The following is a 3,061-nucleotide window of genomic DNA, read 5'->3' on the forward strand; positions in this document are numbered from 1 at the left end:
CAACTTACCAAAAATATATACTGCAGTAATCAAATTAGCTTTGCAAAATTACACTGATACAAATTTAACAAGGAAAAAGTTTGTTCAGAAAGATCTTGATAATTTTGCTAAATACATGTTGGCTAGTATTACAGAATGATACTTGCCCCTTTTACTTATCAAAAAACTTAAGTCTTGGTGATTGAATATGTCAAAAATTGGTTACGCTCGCGTGAGTTCCAAAGAGCTACCTTTAGATTGCCAGTTAGCTGCTCTAAAGGGCGTTGATAAACTATTTACGGATAAATTAAGTGGAGCCAACCCCAACACCCCCAACACCCAGAGCTACAAAAAATGATGACCTATATTCGTGAAGATGATCCTCGCTTACAACACACTTTTAAACTTTATCAAGTGGGTATGAGTGATGTGACCATTTCCCGTAATACCGGTATTAAACGAACTACTTTTATCAGATATCGAATTTCATTCGATATACAAAAATGACATCTATATGAGATAATCGTATTAGAGTAGTTTTTTGAAAAATGGTTCATAATCAAGAACAATAACTTGTCGAATAATCAGAATCTTAGTGATAGCAAGGATAAAAACAACAAGAAAAAATGAAGTTGTTGAAACTGAGAATAAGAAAAAGATCATACATAGTTATTAAAAACAATATACAAATATGTCTGATAATTTTTTGTGCAATGTTAATTGTGTAGGGAATTATACAAATTTTAGGATTAGTAAAATATGGATGGAAAACGAAATCACTTAAAATTAAAAGAACAAAGCTAATGATAATAGCGATAGTCTGTGGTAGGTTGCTAATAATATTTGGCGGAATTTTACTCCACATCGGCTTAGTATCTATGCTCTCCTTTTCATAACTCTTTGATTGTAAGTTTTTAAGGGCTCTTGATAATTGCTAGCACATGCATGGAACTGATAATTACTTTAGCGTTTAATAGTAAGGCCTGAATCTCTAAATATATATCATTATCTTGGAACTCAATTCTGAATTGGGTTCCTTTTTTATTTGTCATAATCACAGGACAAGTTCAGGTCATAATGTTCCTCCGAGTGTAATGGGGTTGGCCAAAAGTGAAATTTTATCTTGGCTCCGCTACACTCCTCTACCTATTTCGGATAAACGTGTTCCATAAGTCAAAATTTCCCGTCTAGCCTCGAATCACTCATAGCAAATTACCTGCTATGTTCGTAATTTCTTGTTAGTATTCAAATTTTACCGACTTATGTCACACTCCCGAATAGCTCATAGTGTGTTTATAATTAATGATTTTATAATTTGATATAAAAATTATTTAAAAAATAGCAAAAGGGAATGAAAGCTAAGCCACATATACTATTCTATTGACTGGAAACTTTTGATAATTAACAAGAGTGATTGCTTTTGTTAGCAATTTTTTATTATAATGACAATGTATTATCGCTAGAGAAGAAAGGGGAAGATTTTTAATGTCATATCGTGTAGTTAATCCATATAATGGAGAATTGATCAAAGAATTTCCTGCAGCAACAGATGAAGAGGTTGAACAAGCTTTAACAGATGCAAATAATTTTTACCAACAGGCTAAGGAGCAGCCAATTGAACAGCGAGCAGAGCAGCTGTCTGCCTTAGCTGATGAATTTACTAAAAGGGCTGATTACTATGCTAACTTTTTGACTGCTAACATGGGTAAATTGATTAGTGAAGCCCTGGGGGAAGTCAAAAAAACAGTTGCCTTTGCTCGTTATTATGCTGAGAATGGGGCAGCTGCTTTGGTAGATCAAGATTATACTGCCATGGCTGGTCGCAAAGCACATCTTGAATTCAGTTCAATTGGGGCAGTTGTCGCTGTTGAACCTTGGAATTTTCCATATACGCAAGTTATGCGCGTTTTTGCACCCAATTTTATTCTTGGTAATCCAGTAATCCTCAAACATGCTAGCATTGTTCCGGAATGTGCCCAGGCATTTGATGATGCTTGCAAAGCAGCAGGCCTACCAACAGGTGCATTTAAAAATATATTTGCGACTTATGATCAGGTCAACCAGATGATCGGTGATCCGCGGGTTCAAGGTGTGGCTTTGACTGGTTCAGAAAAAGCAGGCGAGCTGATAGCAGCTGAAGCTGGTCATAATCTGAAAAAATCAACAATGGAGCTTGGCGGCACAGATGTTTGCATTGTCCTAAATGATGCTGATTTGAAAAAAGCTGTGGCCGGTGCTGTCAGTGGGCGTTTACGTAATGCCGGACAAGCTTGTACTTCTGCTAAACGTTACTTAGTTCAAAGTGGAATCTATGATGAATTTTTAACAGCTATCGAGAAAGAATTTGCCAAGTATCAACCCGGTGATCCTTTGAATGAAAAAACAACGTTAGCTCCACTATCCTCAAAAGGTGCTCAGCAGAATCTGCAAAAACAGATCAAGGCTGTTTTAGATGGTGGTGCAAATGTTTTGTGGGGTGACCCAACGGCAGTTGAAGGCCCAGGAGCATTCTTTAAGCCTTTGATTATTAGTGGAATGACATATGATAATCCAATGTACGATCACGAATTATTTGGACCAGTTGCTCAGCTTTACAAAGTTGACGATGAAAAGGGAATCGTTGAACTGGCAAACCATTCGAATTATGGTCTGGGTGGTGCAATTTATTCTGAGAATTTAGATAAAGCTCGCAAATTAGCTTCAAAAATAGAAACCGGGCAAATTGCTGTTAATCAACCATTATCTTCATTACCAGAATTACCATTCGGTGGTATTAAAAAGTCTGGTTATGGCCGTGAGTTAAGCAACTTGGGAATCAGAGAATTTGCCAATATCAAAACAGTTTTGGGATAATGCTTTAATATGGTAGACTTTGCAGGACATTTTTGAGTTTATTCTGGAAAGATGAAATCGTCCTTGAGTTACTTGAAAGCAAGAATGTAATCATTACAACCCATGGCAACGGCACGTTATGGACATTGAATGGCAACAGGTCGTTTGTTTATGACGTGAATGAAAAGTTGAAGATCTCGAATAAGGAAAAACTTTAAGAACAAACGATAATAAATAATGAAAGTCATGG

Annotated in this window: 2 protein-coding genes and 1 pseudogene; all 3 read left to right on the forward strand. The window is 36.3% G+C overall.

The window, feature by feature from the left end; genetic code table 11:
- Positions 1 to 187: 187 nt before the first annotated feature.
- The 3 genes and pseudogenes from GSM_RS14225 (at position 188) to GSM_RS15065 (ending at position 3,029) form a co-directional block, all read left to right on the forward strand.
- A pseudogene (locus GSM_RS14225) lies at positions 188 to 486 on the forward strand (recombinase family protein).
- A gap of 978 nt (positions 487 to 1,464) precedes the next feature.
- A complete protein-coding gene (locus GSM_RS09120; protein WP_003687903.1) occupies positions 1,465 to 2,832 on the forward strand; it encodes an NAD-dependent succinate-semialdehyde dehydrogenase in 1,368 nt (455 codons plus the stop codon).
- 32 nt (positions 2,833 to 2,864) lie between these two features.
- The gene (locus GSM_RS15065) at positions 2,865 to 3,029 is read left to right on the forward strand and encodes a histidine phosphatase family protein (protein WP_155807903.1); all 165 of its coding nucleotides are present in this window, start codon (positions 2,865 to 2,867) and stop codon (positions 3,027 to 3,029) included.
- The last annotated feature ends 32 nt before the right edge of the window (positions 3,030 to 3,061 follow it).

The sequence above is a fragment of the Liquorilactobacillus mali KCTC 3596 = DSM 20444 genome, from assembly GCF_000260415.1.
In the GTDB taxonomy this organism is placed as follows: domain Bacteria; phylum Bacillota; class Bacilli; order Lactobacillales; family Lactobacillaceae; genus Liquorilactobacillus; species Liquorilactobacillus mali.